At 64.9% G+C, this 15,086-nt stretch carries 14 protein-coding genes and 2 pseudogenes; 13 read left to right on the forward strand and 3 right to left on the reverse strand.

The window, feature by feature from the left end:
- The first annotated feature begins 239 nt into the window (after nt 1–239).
- From frc (E1J61_RS12595) to E1J61_RS12625, 7 genes are all read left to right on the forward strand, one after another.
- The gene (frc, locus tag E1J61_RS12595; RefSeq protein ID WP_133094390.1) at nt 240–1,472 is read left to right on the forward strand and encodes a formyl-CoA transferase; all 1,233 of its coding nucleotides are present in this window, start codon (nt 240–242) and stop codon (nt 1,470–1,472) included.
- Nucleotides 1,473–1,702: 230 nt separating this feature from the next.
- Entirely contained in the window at nt 1,703–2,485 is a 783-nt protein-coding gene (locus tag E1J61_RS12600) for a fumarylacetoacetate hydrolase family protein (protein WP_133094391.1), read from the forward strand.
- A gap of 36 nt (nt 2,486–2,521) precedes the next feature.
- Nucleotides 2,522–4,084, forward strand: coding sequence for a Re/Si-specific NAD(P)(+) transhydrogenase subunit alpha (locus E1J61_RS12605; protein WP_133094392.1), 1,563 nt, complete (start codon nt 2,522–2,524; stop codon nt 4,082–4,084).
- Nucleotides 4,085–4,109: 25 nt separating this feature from the next.
- Nucleotides 4,110–5,507, forward strand: a complete 1,398-nt coding sequence (gene pntB / locus E1J61_RS12610; protein WP_133094393.1) for a Re/Si-specific NAD(P)(+) transhydrogenase subunit beta — start codon at nt 4,110–4,112, stop codon at nt 5,505–5,507.
- A gap of 685 nt (nt 5,508–6,192) precedes the next feature.
- Nucleotides 6,193–7,926: an oxalyl-CoA decarboxylase gene (gene oxc, locus E1J61_RS12615; protein ID WP_133094394.1), complete on the forward strand. Its 1,734-nt coding sequence runs from the start codon at nt 6,193–6,195 to the stop codon at nt 7,924–7,926.
- A 40-nt stretch (nt 7,927–7,966) separates the two neighbouring features.
- Nucleotides 7,967–9,217, forward strand: coding sequence for a formyl-CoA transferase (gene frc / locus E1J61_RS12620; protein WP_133094395.1), 1,251 nt, complete (start codon nt 7,967–7,969; stop codon nt 9,215–9,217).
- 149 nt (nt 9,218–9,366) lie between these two features.
- Nucleotides 9,367–9,804, forward strand: a complete 438-nt coding sequence (locus E1J61_RS12625; RefSeq protein WP_133094396.1) for a PAS domain S-box protein — start codon at nt 9,367–9,369, stop codon at nt 9,802–9,804.
- Nucleotides 9,805–9,975: 171 nt separating this feature from the next.
- On the opposite strand, the gene E1J61_RS12630 is transcribed toward E1J61_RS12625, so the two are convergent.
- Complete coding sequence (locus E1J61_RS12630) at nt 9,976–10,527, reverse strand: hypothetical protein (protein ID WP_240745820.1); 552 nt, start codon at nt 10,525–10,527, stop codon at nt 9,976–9,978.
- A 70-nt stretch (nt 10,528–10,597) separates the two neighbouring features.
- Here E1J61_RS12630 and E1J61_RS37380 point away from each other — a divergent pair, with 70 nt between their 5' ends.
- The 3 genes and pseudogenes from E1J61_RS37380 (at nt 10,598) to E1J61_RS12640 (ending at nt 11,329) form a co-directional block, all read left to right on the forward strand.
- Nucleotides 10,598–10,744: a hypothetical protein gene (locus E1J61_RS37380; protein ID WP_165971461.1), complete on the forward strand. Its 147-nt coding sequence runs from the start codon at nt 10,598–10,600 to the stop codon at nt 10,742–10,744.
- A 70-nt stretch (nt 10,745–10,814) separates the two neighbouring features.
- Nucleotides 10,815–11,009 (forward strand): annotated as a pseudogene (locus E1J61_RS12635) (type II toxin-antitoxin system RelE/ParE family toxin); the annotation flags it as partial.
- Nucleotides 11,010–11,020: 11 nt separating this feature from the next.
- Entirely contained in the window at nt 11,021–11,329 is a 309-nt protein-coding gene (locus E1J61_RS12640) for a HigA family addiction module antitoxin (RefSeq protein ID WP_133094397.1), read from the forward strand.
- Between the two features lie 137 nt (nt 11,330–11,466).
- Here the strand turns inward: E1J61_RS12640 and E1J61_RS12645 are convergent, their stop codons facing one another.
- Entirely contained in the window at nt 11,467–11,772 is a 306-nt protein-coding gene (locus E1J61_RS12645) for a LysR family transcriptional regulator (protein WP_133094398.1), read from the reverse strand.
- 119 nt (nt 11,773–11,891) lie between these two features.
- Complete coding sequence (locus E1J61_RS12650; RefSeq protein ID WP_133094399.1) at nt 11,892–12,833, reverse strand: LysR family transcriptional regulator; 942 nt, start codon at nt 12,831–12,833, stop codon at nt 11,892–11,894.
- Nucleotides 12,834–13,222: 389 nt separating this feature from the next.
- Between E1J61_RS12650 and E1J61_RS38810 the strand changes: the two are divergent.
- The 3 genes and pseudogenes from E1J61_RS38810 to E1J61_RS12665 all read left to right on the forward strand — a co-directional run.
- Nucleotides 13,223–13,378, forward strand: a pseudogene (locus E1J61_RS38810) (oxalate/formate MFS antiporter); the annotation flags it as partial.
- A gap of 358 nt (nt 13,379–13,736) precedes the next feature.
- Complete coding sequence (locus E1J61_RS12660) at nt 13,737–14,669, forward strand: LysR family transcriptional regulator (protein WP_133094401.1); 933 nt, start codon at nt 13,737–13,739, stop codon at nt 14,667–14,669.
- A gap of 139 nt (nt 14,670–14,808) precedes the next feature.
- Nucleotides 14,809–15,027 carry a hypothetical protein gene (locus tag E1J61_RS12665; RefSeq protein WP_133094402.1) on the forward strand — a complete coding sequence of 73 codons (219 nt, stop codon included), beginning with the start codon at nt 14,809–14,811 and terminating at the stop codon, nt 15,025–15,027.
- The last annotated feature ends 59 nt before the right edge of the window (nt 15,028–15,086 follow it).

The following is a 15,086-nucleotide window of genomic DNA, read 5'->3' on the forward strand; positions in this document are numbered from 1 at the left end:
TTTTGTTTTGTGCAGGCATCGATGCATTTCGCAAGATGGTATGTGATATATCAATGTGAGAATCCGGTGCCGATGTCTGCGGCATCGCCCGCACTAAGCGTCTCTTTTTCTGCTTATGCTGCGGCGCATCGTCGATATTTCTGCTGCGACTGCCAATCTCCTCTTGCTCTCTTCTGATATATCACATACCGTATGTCATCAAGAGCTACAAAATCAGCGGTTAAAAGGAGACTTTCGCAATGGAAACCAAGGCACTGCAAGGTGTTCGCATCCTGGACATGACCCACGTCCAGGCAGGCCCGTCGGCCACGCAGCTGATGGCGTGGCTGGGCGCGGACGTGATCAAGGTGGAGATGCCCGGCCGCGGCGACATTACCCGCAGCCAGCTGCGCGACGTGCCCAACGCCGACAGCCTGTACTTCACCATGCTCAACTCCAACAAGCGCAGCCTGACGCTGAACATGAAGACGCCCGAAGGCAAGGCGCTGCTCGAAGACCTGGTACAGCGCAGCGACGTGCTGATCGAAAACTTCGGGCCCGGCGTGCTGGCGCGCGCCGGCTTCGACTGGGAGCACCTGCAGGACCTGAATCCGCGGCTGGTCTATGCGTCGATCAAGGGCTTCGGCCCGGGGCCGTACGCCGACTGCAAGGCGTATGAAAACGTGGCGCAGTGCATGGGCGGCTCGGCCTCGACCACCGGCGATGCCGAAGGCGTGCCGACCGTGACCGGCGCGCAGATCGGCGACTCGGGCACCGGCATCCATTGCGTGGTCGGCATCCTGGCCGCGCTGCTGCAGCGCGAGCATACCGGCCGCGGGCAGCGCGTGGAGGTGGCGATGCAGGATGCGGTGCTGAACCTGTGCCGCGTCAAGCTGCGCGACCAGCAGCGCCTGGACAACGGCCCGCTGCGCGAGTACCCGAACCAGGAGTTCGGCGACCACGTGCCGCGCGCCGGCAATGCCTCGGGCGGCGGCCAGCCGGGCGCGGCGCTGCGCTGCGCACCGGGCGGCCCCAATGACTACGTCTACGTCATCATCCAGCCGCAGGGCTGGGAACCGCTGATGCGCCTGTGCGGCCGCGAGGACCTGATCACCAACCCGGACTACGCCACGCCCGAAGCGCGCCTCAAGCACCTGGCCGACTGCTTCGCCGTGATCGAGAAATGGACCGGCAAGGTCAGCAAGTTCGACGTGATGGCCGCGCTCAACGAGGTGGATGTGCCGTGCGGACCGATCCTGTCGATGAAGGACCTGATCGAGGACCAGTCGCTGTACCAGCGCGGCTACCTGGTCGAGCTGGAGCATCCTCAGCGCGGCAACTACGTGCAGCTGGGCTGCCCGATCACGATGTCGGCATCGCCGGTGGAGGTGGAGCGCTCGCCGCTGCTGGGCGAGCATACCGACGAGATCCTCGAATGGCTGGGCCGCACGCCCGCGCAGATCGCGGCGATGAAGCTGGCCGGCGCGGTATGAGGCGGTAGCCCGAGAGCGGGTGTGTGAGCGTACCGATGTCATTCCCGCGCATACCCCTCGGGGCACGTGGGCGGGAATCCAGCGTCTCTTGAAGTCACTGGGTTCCCGCCTGCGCGGGAACGACGGGCGGACGCGCCAGCCCTGATCTCATTCCCATTTCCCTTTACAAGATCCTGCAACCAATATCGGCGCAGGCAGGGCCCGCCATTGCCTGCGCAAGGAGCATTGCCGTGCAAACCTGGATACGCTTTCGCCGCGCCGACGGCAGCATCGGCCATGGCCGTCTCGATGGCCCTGACCAGAATCGCGTGGTCGAATACGATAGCGACGGTTTCAACCATCCTGCGCCCACCGGCGCCGTGCACGAGCGCGCCGCGCTGACGCTGGTCGCGCCATGCCAGCCCGGCAAGGTGGTGGCGCTGTGGAACAACTTCCACGCGCTCGCCCGCAAGCTGGAAAAGCCGGTGCCGACGCACCCGCTGTTCCTGATCAAGCCGGCATCGTCGCTGGCCGGCCCTAACGACGCCGTGCAGCGCCCCAAGAGCTACGACGGCAAGATCGTCTACGAGGGCGAGCTTGGCATCGTCATCGGCAAGAAGGCGCGCAATGTGCCGGTGTCGGAGGCCGGCGACCATATCTTCGGCTACACCATCGTCAACGACGTGACCGCGGCCGAGCTGATCACCGCCGATCCCAATTTCCCGCAATGGACGCGCGCCAAGGGTTTCGACACCTTCGGCTGCGTCGGCCCGGCCATCGTCACCGGCTTTGACTGGCGCGCCGCCAGCGTAGTCACGCGGCTCGACGGCGTGGAGCGGCAGAACTATCCGCTGTCGGACATGATCTTCTCGCCGGAAGAGCAGGTCAGCCGCATTTCGCAAGACCTGACGCTGATGCCCGGTGACGTGATTGCCGTCGGCACCTCGCTGGGCGTGGGTTCGATGAAAGACGGCGCCGTGGTGGAGGTGTCGATCGCGGGCATCGGCTCGCTGGTCAACCACGTGCGCGGCTGAGCGCGACCCAACCCAAAACTCGATACGGTGAATGCCATGCCAATGACGATCGGTGTGCCCCGCGAGGTCCACCCGGGCGAGCGGCGCGTTGCCGCCACCCCGGACTCGGTCAAGGAACTGCTCAAGCTCGGCTACCAGGTCGCGGTAGAGACCGGCGCGGGCCAGGAGGCTTCGTTCTCGGACGACGACTACCGCGCCGCCGGCGCCGCCATCGTCGATGCGGCAAGCCTGTGGGCGTCGGTCGACGTGGTGGTCAAGGTGCGCCCGCCGCAGGTCCACCCCAGCCTGGGCGTGGAAGAGGCGGCGCTGCTGAAGAAGCATGCCACGCTGATCGGCTTTGTCTGGCCGGCGCAGCAGATGCCGATGCTGGAGCGGCTGGCGCAGCGCGGCGCCACGGTGCTGGCGATGGATTGCGTGCCGCGCATCTCTCGCGCGCAGAAGCTGGATGCGCTCAGCTCCATGGCCAATATGGCGGGCTACCGCGCGGTGATCGAGGCCGCGCATGCCTTCGGCCGGCCCTTTGCCGGGCAGATCACCGCCGCGGGCAAGATCCCGCCGGCGCGCGTGCTGGTGATCGGCGCGGGCGTGGCGGGGCTGGCGGCGATCGGCGCGGCGCGCAGCCTGGGCGCGGTGGTGCGCGCCTTCGACACGCGCCCGGTGGTGCGCCAGCAGATCGAGAGCCTGGGCGCCGAATTCCTGACCGTCGAGATCGAAGAAGACGGCAGCGGCAGCGGCGGCTACGCCAAGGAGATGAGCCCCGCCTTCATCGAGGCGGAGATGCGCCTCTTTGCCGAGCAGGCGCGCGAAGTCGACATCATCGTCACCACCGCGCTGATCCCCGGCAAGCCGGCGCCGAAGCTGCTGGAAGCCGGGACGGTCGGGCTCATGCGTGCCGGCAGCGTGGTGGTTGACCTGGCCGCCGAGCAGGGCGGCAACTGCGTACTCACCGTGCCGGGCGAAAGCGTGCGCCGCGGTGGCGTGACCATCATCGGCTATACCGACCTGCCGAGCCGGATGGCGGCGCAGTCGAGCCAGCTCTACGCCACCAATATCCGCCACCTGCTGACCGAGCTGACGCCGGGCAAGGACGGCCAGCTCGTGGTCAACATGGACGACGAGATGATCCGCGGCGCCACGGTGCAGCACCAGGGCGCGGTGACCTGGCCGCCGCCGCCGCTGACGGTGGCGATACCGCAGCAGCAGGCGCCGGCCGCGTCGCCGCCGGTGGAGGCGGAAGCCCCCCCGCCGCGCAACCGCACCGGCGTGACGCTGGTCGCGCTGGGGCTGGCGGCGATTGCCCTGCTCGCCCTCGGGGCAGTGGCGCCGCCCGCGTTCATGGCGCACTTCACCGTGTTCGTGCTGGCGATCTTCGTCGGCTACCAGGTGGTGTGGAACGTCACCGCCGCGCTGCACACGCCGCTGATGAGCGTGACCAATGCCATCAGCGGGATCATCGTGGTGGGGGCGCTGGTGCAGCTGGGCAAGCCGTCGCTGCTGACGGCGGTGATCGCGGGCTGCGCGGTGCTGGTTGCGACCATCAACATCGCCGGCGGCTTCCTGGTCACGCAGCGCATGCTGAAGATGTTCCAGCGCGACTGAATACAAAGGCAAAGGAGACCGAGCCATGCCTTCCGGCATCAGCAATATCGCTTACCTTGGCGCCAGCGCGCTGTTCATCCTCAGCCTGAGTGGGCTGAGCCATCCTGCCACCGCCAAACGCGGCAACCTGTTCGGCATCGCCGGCATGGTGATCGCGGTGGTGACCACCGTGCTGGCCGGCACGCCCGACGGCGTTCCCATCATCATCGGCGCGATGCTGGCGGGCGGCATCGCCGGCGCGGTGCTGGCCAAACGCGTGGAGATGACGCAGATGCCGCAGCTGGTGGCGGTGCTGCACAGCTTCGTCGGGCTGGCCGCGGTGCTGGTCGGCTACGCCAATTACCTGGAGCCGACCACGCTGGCCGGCGCGGAGAAGGCGATCCATGAGGTCGAGACCTACCTCGGCATCCTGATCGGCGCGGTCACCTTTACCGGCTCGATCATCGCCTTCCTCAAGCTGCAAGGCACCATGGGCGGCAAGCCGATGCTGCTGCCGGGCCGCCACGTACTCAATGCCGGGGCGCTGGCGGTGTGCGTGTGGCTGGGCTATGCCTTCCTCAGCGCGCCGGATGTGCAGCAGGGGCTGGTGCCGCTGGCAGCGATGACGGTGATCGCGCTGCTGGTCGGCGCGCACCTGGTGCTGGCCATCGGCGGCGCCGACATGCCGGTAGTGGTGTCGATGCTGAACAGCTACTCCGGCTGGGCGGCCGCGGCGACCGGCTTCATGCTGGGCAACGACCTGCTGATCATCACCGGCGCGCTGGTGGGGTCGAGCGGCGCCATCCTCAGCTACATCATGTGCAAGGCCATGAACCGCAAGTTCCTGTCGGTGATCCTGGGCGGCTTCGGCGCGGTGCAGGCGCAGGGCGCGGCGGCGGAGCAGGGCGAGGTGCTGCCGGTATCGAGCGAGGAAGTCAGCAGCCTGCTCAAGGATGCCAACGAGGTCATCATCGTGCCCGGCTACGGCATGGCGGTGGCGCAGGCGCAGGGCACCATCAGCGAGATCGCGCGGCGGTTGCGTGCGCAGGGCGTCAACGTCCGCTTCGGCATCCACCCGGTGGCCGGCCGCTTGCCGGGGCACATGAACGTCCTGCTGGCCGAGGCGCGCGTGCCGTACGACATCGTGCTGGAAATGGAAGAGATCAACGACGACTTCGAGAAAGCCGACGTGGTGCTGGTGGTCGGCGCCAACGACATCGTTAACCCGGGTGCGCTGGAGGACCCTGCCAGTCCGATTGCCGGCATGCCGGTGCTAGAGGTGTGGAAGGCCAAGACCGTGGTGGTGTCCAAGCGCAGCATGGCAGCGGGCTACGCGGGGGTCGACAACCCGTTGTTCTACAAGGACAACACGCGGATGTGGTTTGGCGACGCCAAGGGCAGTGTCGATGCGCTGCTGCGACAGCTGGAGGAAACGCCGGCGTAGGGGTTTTCCATGGGCGGGGATGCCACCGGTGGTCCACGATGCCATCCCTGCACCCAAATTCATGCCAGTTCCGCGATATATAAACGGTCATGAATAGATACGATAAGAAACTTTAAGCCAAGACTAATTAAGCCTCAGTTAGCATCAATCCACGGATTCATGCTGCAACAAAGCCAGGCGCCGCTGTGGGCCTGACGTTCCTGTTCCGGGAGCAGGGGCAGGCATGAGAAGTTGAGGATCCCGCAAGGCACTGCAGAAGGCCTTAAAGCGCCTCAAAACGTTGTATGTAATATATCTATTGGCTGGAAGTCGCAGGCTATTCGCTTGCGAACTGAACTCCTGCATCTGTGCAAAGGGAGAATGATTCCCACAGATTAAGGAGTTGTGCTGATTTGAGCGCAGATAGAAGCTGGTTTGCTGCGGTGCACTGACGAAAGTTCGTCGCAGAGTAGGAAAAGAGCTTGCCGTTCTCTGATATATCACATACCGTATGTCATCAAGACCGGTTGAACGAACCGGCAGAGGTTGAAGCAAGGGGATAGTCCCCGCGCACCACGAACACAAGTTCAACGAGGAGACCAAGCATGTCCGAAGTCGTAGCGAAGCGGGCCGAGACACCACCGCGGCAGACCCCCTGAAGTAGAAGAAATCCAACCCCAGTCAATTCGTATAGAAGGAAGCAACCATGGCAGAAGTTGGAAACGAGCTGCAGCGTCACGCCGCGGAAGAACATCAGGCACAGACCGATGGTTTTCATCTGGTCATCGACGCGCTCAAGCTGAACGGCATTGAAAACATCTACGGCCTGCCCGGCATTCCGGTCACCGATCTGGCTCGGCTGGCGCAGGCCAACGGCATGCGCGTCATCAGCTTCCGTCACGAGCAGAATGCAGGCAACGCGGCAGCGATTGCCGGCTTCATCTCGCAGAAGCCGGGCGTTTGCCTGACCGTCTCTGCCCCCGGCTTCCTGAACGGGCTGACGGCGCTGGCGCATGCGACCACCAACTGCTTCCCGATGATCCTGATCAGCGGCTCGAGCGAGCGCGAGATCGTCGATCTGCAGCAGGGTGACTATGAAGAGATGGACCAGCTGGCAATCGCCCGTCCGCACGCCAAGGCTGCCTTCCGCGTGCTGCACGCCGAAGACATTGGTGTCGGTATCGCGCGTGCCATTCGTGCCGCCGTGTCGGGCCGTCCGGGCGGTGTGTACCTGGACCTGCCGGCCAAGCTGCTGGGCCAGTCGCTGGAGGCCGAGAAGGGCAAGAAGTCGCTGATCAAGGTAGTGGATCCGGCCCCGCGCCAGCTGCCGGCACCGGACTCGGTGGACCGCGCCGTCTCGCTGCTGAAGAACGCCAAGCGCCCGCTGATCCTGCTGGGCAAGGGTGCCGCCTACGCACGCGCCGACGAAGATATCCGCGCCCTGGTCGAGAAAACCGGCATTCCGTACCTGCCGATGTCGATGGCCAAGGGCCTGCTGCCCGACACGCACCCGCAATCGGCCTCGGCGGCACGTTCGTACGTACTCGCTGAAGCCGACGTGGTGATGCTGGTTGGCGCCCGCCTCAACTGGCTGCTGGCGCACGGCAAGGGCAAGACCTGGGGCGGTCCGAAGCAGTTCATCCAGATCGACATCTCGCCGACCGAGATGGATAGCAACGTCGCCATCGCCGCGCCGGTGGTGGGTGACATCGGTTCGTGCGTGTCGGCGATCCTCGGCAAGGTCGGCAACGACTTCGCCAAGCCGCCTGCCGAGTGGCTGAACGCGGTGTACGAACGCAAGGACAAGAACCTGGCGAAGATGGGCGAGCTGCTGAACAAGGATGTCTCGCCGATGAACTTCCACACCGCGCTGCGCGTGCTGAAGGACGTCATCAAGGCCAATCCGAGCATCTCGTTCGTCAACGAAGGCGCCAACACGCTGGACTACGCCCGTGCCGTGATCGACATGTACGAGCCGCGCAAGCGCCTCGACGTCGGCACCTGGGGCGTGATGGGTGTGGGCATGGGCTACGCGGTTGCCGCGGCGGTCGAGACCAGCAAGCCGGTGCTGGCGCTGTGCGGTGACAGTGCATTCGGCTTCTCGGGCATGGAAGTCGAGACGATCTGCCGTTACAACCTGCCGGTCTGCATCGTCATCTTCAACAACAACGGCATTTACAAGGGCATCGATGTGAATCCGGCCGGCGGAAAGGATCCGGCGGTCACGACGTTCGTCCCGGGCGCGCGCTACGACAAGATGATGGAAGCGTTCGGTGGCGTCGGCGCCAACGTTACCACGCCGGCGGAGCTCGAAGCTGCGGTGAACGAAGCGCTGCGGTCGGGCAAGCCCACGCTGGTCAACGCCGTCATCGACCCGGCTGCGGGCACGGAAAGCGGTCGCCTGACCAATCTGAATCCGCAAAGCTCGGCCAAGAAGTAATCGACACGAATTTCACACCCTAATCCAATAGGAGACGAAAGTGAACCTCCCACTCAACGGCATCAAGATCATCGACTTCACGCACGTCCAGGCCGGTCCCGCGTGCACGCAGCTGCTGGCGTGGTTCGGCGCAGACGTCATCAAGGTGGAACGCCCCGGTTCCGGCGATGTTACGCGCACGCAGCTGCGCGACATCCCCGATGTCGACGCGCTGTACTTCACCATGCTCAACAGCAACAAGCGTTCGCTCACGCTGGATACGAAGAAGCCGGAAGGCAAGAAGATCCTGGAACAGCTGATCCGCGAGTCGGACGTGCTGGTCGAGAACTTTGGCCCGGGCGCGCTGGATCGCATGGGTTTCTCGTGGGAGCGCATCAACGAGCTGAACCCGAAGATGATCGTGGCTTCGGTCAAGGGCTTCAGCGACGGCCACCACTATGAAGACCTGAAGGTCTATGAGAACGTGGCGCAGTGCGCGGGCGGCGCGGCCTCGACCACCGGCTTCTGGGACGGCCCGCCGACGGTGTCCGCCGCGGCGCTGGGCGATTCCAACACCGGCATGCACCTGGCCATCGGCATCCTGACCGCGCTGATCGGCCGCGACAAGACCGGCAAGGGCCAGAAGGTGGCCGTGTCAATGCAGGACGCCGTGCTGAACCTGTGCCGCGTCAAGCTGCGCGACCAGCAGCGCCTGGACCGCCTGGGCTACCTGGAAGAGTACCCGCAGTATCCGCACGGCTCGTTCAGCGACGTGGTGCCGCGCGGCGGCAACGCGGGCGGCGGCGGCCAGCCGGGCTGGGTGCTGAAGTGCAAGGGCTGGGAGACCGACCCCAACGCCTATATCTACTTCACCATCCAGGGCCACGCCTGGGAGCCGATCTGCAAGGCGCTGGGCAAGCCGGAATGGATCGACGATCCCAACTACAGCACCGCCAAGGCACGCCAGCCGCATATCTTCGATATCTTCAAGACCATCGAGGACTGGCTCGCCGACAAGACCAAGTACGAGGCGGTTGACATCCTGCGCAAGCATGACATCCCGTGCTCGCCGGTGCTGTCGATGAAGGAGATCGCCGCCGATCCGTCGCTGCGCGCCAGCGGCAGCATTACCGAGGTGCCGCACAAGGAGCGCGGCACTTACCTGACGGTGGGCAGCCCGATCAAGTTCTCCGACCTCAAGCCGGAAATCACGGGTTCGCCGCTGCTGGGCGAGCATAGCGAAGAAGTGCTGGCCGGCCTGGGCTACGGTGCGGACGACATCAAGCGCCTGCGCGAGTCCCAGGTGATCTGACGCCGCCCGCCCGGCGCATGTGCCGGGGCGTACGCCGGGGCCGCGCCAACTGCGCGCCCCGGCGTTTTCGCTTGCAGCGCTGCCCCGTGCCGCGCTACCTTGATGGCTACATACCCCAACCGGCAATGACCGACAGAGAGGGAGTCCCCATGCCAGAACCCATCGACTACGCGCAGCTGGTGTCCGCCATCGGCGACGCCATCATCATCTCGGACGCCAAGGGCGCCATCACGCTGTGGAACCCCGCCGCCGAGCGCATGTTCGGCTACACCCAGGCCGAGGCCATGGGCCAGTCGCTCGACCTGATCATTCCCGAGCGGCTGCGCGGGCGCCATTGGGAGGGCTATGACAAGACCATGGCCACCGGCATCACGCGCTACGGCCATGACCTGCTCAAGGTGCCCGCGGTCGACAAGGACGGCAAGTCCCTGTCGATCGCCTTTACCGTGGCGCTGCTCAAGGATGACGCGGGGGCCATCACCGGCATCGTCGCCATCATCCGCGATGAAACCGTGCGCTTCCAGGAAGAGCGGGCGCTGAAGAAGCGGCTGGTCGAACTGGAAACTCAGGTCAAGGAACAGGCCTGATATTGCTGCATCCCGGCGGCCGGCTTGCCGGCCGCTTCCTGCATTTCGCTCCGTACCGCCTTGGCGTCGGCAATGCCGTTGCGCGTTGTCGAAACCGCTGACTTCCGTCGACTGACTTTCCCCGGCATACCCCGCATCGTCTCCGCCGCGCGCTTTGCGCGCGCTGCGGGCTCACCCTTTGCGCGCCGTGTGCCGCACCAGCAGCGATCCCAGCGGCAGGGCCAGCCCGAAAGCCAGGTAGACCAGCGTCAGCATGCGCGGCGACAGGCGCCGCTCGAAGCCAGGCGTCAGGCGGTGCGGCGTACACGTCAGGTCCACCAGGCAGGCAAGGGCTGCCACGCCAAGACCGCCAAGCGCCAGGGTGCCCGCGGCGCCGCGCGCATGATGCCGTGCCACCGCGGTTTCATAGAACACGGCCCAGAACACCGACATCGCATGATGGATGACGTAGCCCAGCATGGTATGCCGGACCGACGGCCGGTTGGCATGCATGGCGCGTTCGCCCCAGATCCAGTGGCTGACCGCATTGACCGGCGCGAACGCACTGCCGCAATCGACGGTGCCGCCACGGGCGAGCATGCCGGTGGAGACCAGGCTGGCGCAGGTCCCGGAAATCGCCGCGCGGCGCAGGATGGTCGACGCATCCGCCGGGAAGTGCTGCCCGGTGCCGGCGGCTTCACCGGCCGGCATGTCTGTGCGGAAGTGGTGGCGAGTAGGTTCCATGTGGTGGCAGCGGTGCGGCACATGCCTGCGCTGGCCGCTGCGGAAGCGCCCGTATGGCGGCGACACCGTCATGGCAAGCGAATTTCATGCCGTCACCAAAGTGGGCTGCGCGCGCATGACGGCCGCCGCGGATCGGGTGCCGGTGATGACCGGTGTCGATGTGGTGGTCAACCCTGGTCCGGCGCGGCAAGCGAAGCAATCTCATTGCAGGGCGTAGCCCAGCGGGCTATGGTCACGAGCGCTCGGTGCCTATGCGATAAGGCGCTGCTTCAACCGCACACGCGGATCGGCTGCGCAGGCAACTCGGTGCATTGGATCAGGCCATCCGGCCTGAAGACATGGCTGTTCCTGGCTGGCGCTTGCATCCGCTATGTGGCGACCTGGCTGGCCATTGGTCCGTCGTTGTCAATGGCCGCTGGCGGCTGACATTCAGGTTCGAGGGAAGAGATGCCATCGTCGTGGACTACCAGGACTACCACTGAAGGACCGCATCATGAATCGCATGCACAACCCGCCGCACCCCGGAACCGTCCTGGCCGAGTGGCTTGAAGGCGTGGACGACATGACCATCACGGCGTTTGCCGCGCCTATCGGCGTAACGCGGGCAACGCTTTCGCGTATCCTCAACGGACACTCTTCGATTACACCTGACATTGCCATCAGGCTCGAAGATGCGCTGGGGGCAAGCCGCGAGATGTGGAGTGGCATGCAGATGGCCCATGACCTTTGGCTTGCGGCGCAGAAGCCTCGTCCCCGGATCAAGCGGCTGATCCGGCGGGCAGTGGAAGATGCCGCCGCGTGAGCGCCGCCGCGAACGCCAAAGCCAATGTCGATGCCAATGTCGATGCCAATGTCGATGCCAATGTCGAGTCGGCAGTTCGCACCGCAATAAAAAAGGCGAGGCCGCCAAAGCGCCTCGCCTGTAACCGATCGGACTGCTCAGTTGAGATGGCCGACCGCGCGCAGGTACTCGTTCTTTTTCTCGAAGATCAGCCCGCTGAGGAAGGCCGCATCATAAGCGGCGAGCAGGTGGGCGTGGTGCTCTTCGATATAGCGGGCGACGCGGGCCTTTTCGCATTCGATGCCGCACAGCCATTCATACATCTCGGCGTCCCAGCGGAAACGCAGACCCAGCTCGATGAAGGCGGCGTTATACGCCGCGAGCTGCGTCTCGCGCGGGATGGGCCGGTTGTCGGTGCCGACCGTGATGGCGGCGGGGCGGCTGTCAGTCTGGACCTGGTTCATGGCTTGTCTCCTCGATACGCCGTAGCGGTGGGGTTGAGACAAGCATAGGGACGGCGAAGGATTTACGATAATTAAAGTTTCACTGCCAAACCATAATCCATTGTTTATGGATTGGCGGCCTAGGCTTCCAGTCGAATCAGTCCCTCCACGCCTGTAATCCGCTGGATCAGTCCGGCGCCTTCCTCCATCAGGAACTGCTTGAACGCAAGCGCCACCGGCGGCAGCCGCTTGTTCTTGCGATGCACAACGTACCAGTTGAGCATCACCGGAAAGCCCTCGATATCGAGCACGGCCAGCTTCCCCGCCTGCAACTCGAGCCCGACCGTATGCGCCGACAGGAAGGCGATGCCCATGTTGGCAATCACCGCCTGCTTGATGGTCTCCGTACTCTTGATCTCCATGGCAATGCGAAGGTTGGACAGCCGCCCGGCAAAGCCTTCCTGCATCGAATTCCACGTATCAGAGCCTTTTTCGCGCGAAACGAAGGCCTCGTCCGCCAATGCCGCCAGCGGGATGTTGCGCTTGCCGACCAGCGGGTGGCTGGGCGCCGCGACGATGACGTAAGGGTGGGGCGCGAAGGCTTCGTTGATGGTGTCCATGCCCTCTGGTGGACGCACCATCACCGCGAGGTCGGTCAGGTTGCCGGCCAGCTGGTGCAGCAATTCCTCGCGGTTGTGCACGGCAAGGTTCAGCGTCACGCCTTCATGGCGCTCCATGAACTCCGCCAGCAGCCGCGGAAAGAAATAGTCGCCGGCGCTGATCACCGCCACGTTGAGGCGCCCGCCGGAGATGCCCTTGAGTTGCGACATGGCGTCTTCGGCTTCGCGGAACTGCTGGATGATGCTGCGGCTGTAATGCAGCATTTCGTGCCCTGCCGGCGTCAGGTAGATCTTCTTGCCGAGTTGCTCGAACAGCGGCAGGCCGACATGGTGCTCCAGCTGCCGGACCTGGGTTGACACGGCCGGCTGCGTCAGGTGCAGCTCCTCGGCGGCGCGTGAAAAGCTCATATGGCGGGCGACGGTTTCAAAGACCTTCAGTTGCCGCAGCGTGGCGTTCCTCATTCAATCGTTCCGTGCAATATATAAACGGTCATCAATACAAACGATAAAAAACTTTATGCAGTCCTGATCTTAGATTCAAGTAGCATCAATCCCGGATTTGCATGCCGCAATGTCAGGCGCCGATCTCATCGCGACCAAGGGCCCACACCGAAGAGGCCCGGGAGGGGGTTCCATCCGGGACGCAGCTGGCAAGCACCGGGAGACAAGAACAGATGGCGCAATATGAAGCGGCGGCCACGCCCGCTCACGGAAATGTGAACGGCCGGGGCCTGCAGAATCGTTGGATCCAGCTCGCAATCGGCGTGGTATGCATGGGGCTGGTGGCCAACCTGCAGTATGGCTGGATCCTGTTTGTATCCCCGATGGACGCCAGGCATCACTGGGGAGCACTGGGCCCGATCGCGAAGGATTACGGGTTTGCGTCGATGCCGGTGACGCTGCTGGGGCTCACGTTGCCGCTGCTGACGATGACCTTGTCGATCGACAACCTGTGCAACGGCTTCACGCGGCCGCTGTGCGGGTTCCTGTCGGACAAGTTCGCGAGAGCGGGAATCTCGGCCAAGGTATTGCTGGCGCCAATGCGCAGGCGATTCATCACCGGGCAGGCCGAAGGCCTGCAGGTCGCGGATGCCGCCTATCTGCCACGAATCCAGAGAGAAGGAGACTAAGTTCCCCGGAAGAACGGCCTGCCTGCGTGCGGGCCGTTGCCATGACATCAGGCCAACGACCGCGCGACACCAGCAAATCCATACCCACAGCAACGATGGCTGCACACAGCCACGCCCCATCCAAGGAGACTGCCATGACCGGACCGCATGCATCGGTGCCCGCACCGCGACATCCCGCCGCGCCCGACCTCGGGTTGCGCCCGAGCCGCGCCGTGGCGTGTCAGGGAGGGCGGCCATGAATATCTCGCTGCCCCAATTGAAGGCCTTCGCCGCGGTGGCGCGGCACAAGAACTTTACGCGCGCGGCCGCCGAACTCGGCCTGACGCAGTCCGCGGTAAGCCGCAGCGTGCGCGAGCTGGAAGAAGAAATCGACCAGCGCCTGTTCGACCGCACTACCCGCCAGGTGGAACTGACCGACGCGGGCCTGCACCTGTCGCAGCGCATCTGCCACCTGATCGAAGAGGTCGAGCAGACGCTGCGCGACAGCCAGAGCGCGAGCCGCCCGTGCCAGGGGCTGGTGCAGATCGCGTCGGACCCGGTGCTCAGCTCGATGTCGTTGCCGGCTTGGCTGGCGGGCTGCCGGCAGGCGTGGCCCGCGATCGCGATCCACCTGAAGGACCGTTCGCAGGAATCGGTGCTGCAGAGCGTGCGCAGCGGCGAGGTCGACTTCGGCATCGCCACCGATCCGATTGCCGCCGATGACCTGTATTGCGAGCCGCTGTGCATCGATCCCTATCACGCGGTGCTGCCCGCGCAGCATCCGCTGGCCGCGCGCGACTCGGTAGGGTGGGGCGAACTCAGCGATGCCAGCGTGCTGACGCTGGACCAGCAGTGCGGCGTGCAGCCGGCGGTGGAGAAGGCGCTCAGCAGCTACCACGTGCGGACCAGCTCGCTGCAGCTGCTCGGGCACTTTGCCGCGGTGTTCGGCATGGTGGCGCTGGGGCTGGGCATCGGCGTCGTGCCGTCGCGCGCGCAGGCGGGCGGGCTGAACCCGGCCGCCGTGATGCGGCCATTGCGGCCGCAGGTGACTTCGACAGTCATGCTGGTGCGGCGCAAGAGCCGGTCGCTGAAGCCCAACGCAGCCGCGATCTGGGACGCTTTGCGCGGCCTGGAGTACGAACCCCCGGCCACAGCGACCGCTGCGCGCCGCGATATCACCACCGTGTGATGCATGCGGGATCGCCGTCCAACCGCTGTTGTATTGGAGCAAAACTCTGTACTGATATATTACATACAGGATATTTACACATAGTGCGGCGCAGCATATAATGAAAACTCCTGACCACAACGCAACTGGAGTTTTTGAAATGGAAGTCGCACTGCTCTTCGTCCTTGGCCTGGCCGCGCTTGCCGGCGGTGTCGCCATGACCGTCCTGCTGGCTACCCGCCTGCCGATGGACGTGCTGGTGACCGCGCAGGAACATGGCCGCTTTGCCGGGCTGGGATCGAGCCAGGAAAGCGACGGAGTGGGCCGCGCACGCCAGACGCGTGTCGTGCCTGCTGCCGGCGAACTGGCGTACGCCTGATCCGTGCCGGGCTGGCCCGTCCGTGCGTTCTGCGCATGGCAGGCGGGGCCCTGAGCGCG

Origin of the sequence: Cupriavidus sp. L7L, from assembly GCF_004353535.1 — a bacterium.
GTDB lineage: Bacteria > Pseudomonadota > Gammaproteobacteria > Burkholderiales > Burkholderiaceae > Cupriavidus > Cupriavidus oxalaticus_A.

Coding starts and splice junctions, on each gene's coding strand:
- frc (WP_133094390.1), top strand. CDS start 240: ATGGAAACCAAGGCACTGCAAGGTGTTCGCATCCTGGACATGACCCAC.
- E1J61_RS12605 (WP_133094392.1), top strand. CDS start 2,522: ATGCCAATGACGATCGGTGTGCCCCGCGAGGTCCACCCGGGCGAGCGG.
- pntB (WP_133094393.1), top strand. CDS start 4,110: ATGCCTTCCGGCATCAGCAATATCGCTTACCTTGGCGCCAGCGCGCTG.
- oxc (WP_133094394.1), top strand. CDS start 6,193: ATGGCAGAAGTTGGAAACGAGCTGCAGCGTCACGCCGCGGAAGAACAT.
- E1J61_RS12625 (WP_133094396.1), top strand. CDS start 9,367: ATGCCAGAACCCATCGACTACGCGCAGCTGGTGTCCGCCATCGGCGAC.
- E1J61_RS12630 (WP_240745820.1), bottom strand. CDS start 10,527: ATGGAACCTACTCGCCACCACTTCCGCACAGACATGCCGGCCGGTGAA.
- E1J61_RS37380 (WP_165971461.1), top strand. CDS start 10,598: ATGGCAAGCGAATTTCATGCCGTCACCAAAGTGGGCTGCGCGCGCATG.
- E1J61_RS12640 (WP_133094397.1), top strand. CDS start 11,021: ATGAATCGCATGCACAACCCGCCGCACCCCGGAACCGTCCTGGCCGAG.
- E1J61_RS12645 (WP_133094398.1), bottom strand. CDS start 11,772: ATGAACCAGGTCCAGACTGACAGCCGCCCCGCCGCCATCACGGTCGGC.
- E1J61_RS12650 (WP_133094399.1), bottom strand. CDS start 12,833: ATGAGGAACGCCACGCTGCGGCAACTGAAGGTCTTTGAAACCGTCGCC.
- E1J61_RS12660 (WP_133094401.1), top strand. CDS start 13,737: ATGAATATCTCGCTGCCCCAATTGAAGGCCTTCGCCGCGGTGGCGCGG.
- E1J61_RS12665 (WP_133094402.1), top strand. CDS start 14,809: ATGGAAGTCGCACTGCTCTTCGTCCTTGGCCTGGCCGCGCTTGCCGGC.